At 72.5% G+C, this 465-nt stretch carries 1 protein-coding gene; it reads right to left on the reverse strand.

Features of this window, described 5'->3' with window-relative positions; translation table 11 throughout:
- Positions 1–465, reverse strand: a 465-nt coding sequence (locus G3I78_RS48125) for a (Fe-S)-binding protein (protein ID WP_164436944.1), incomplete at both ends; no start/stop codon positions are given.

The raw sequence follows: 465 nt of genomic DNA on the forward strand, positions 1-465 counted from the left end.
GTGCAGCGTGCGGACGCCCGCGCGGATGCGCGAGAGCCCGCCGCCGATGTGCAGGAGGCACGACGCGTCGCCCGCGGTGAGGACCTCGGCGCCGGTGGACTTCACGTGCGCCATCTTGTCGGCGAGCATCGCGGTCGAGGTCTCGGCGTTCTTCAGCGCGAACGTGCCGCCGAACCCGCAGCACGACTCGGCCGCGGGCAGCTCGACGAGGTCGATGCCCTCGACGGCGCGCAGCAGGCGCAGCGGCTTGTCGCCCACGTGCAGCATGCGCAGCGAGTGGCACGTCGGGTGGTAGGTGACGCGGTGCGGGAAGTAGGCGCCGACGTCGGTGATACCCAGCACGTCGACGAGCAGCTCGGACAGCTCGTACGTCTTCGCGGCGACCGCGTCGGCGGTGTGCGCGAGGTCGTCGAGACCGGCGCGCCGGCAGACCATGCCCTGCTGGTGCCGGACCGACCCCGTGCA

Origin of the sequence: Streptomyces sp. SID13726, assembly GCF_010548375.1 — a bacterium.
Taxonomy (GTDB): domain Bacteria; phylum Actinomycetota; class Actinomycetes; order Streptomycetales; family Streptomycetaceae; genus Streptomyces.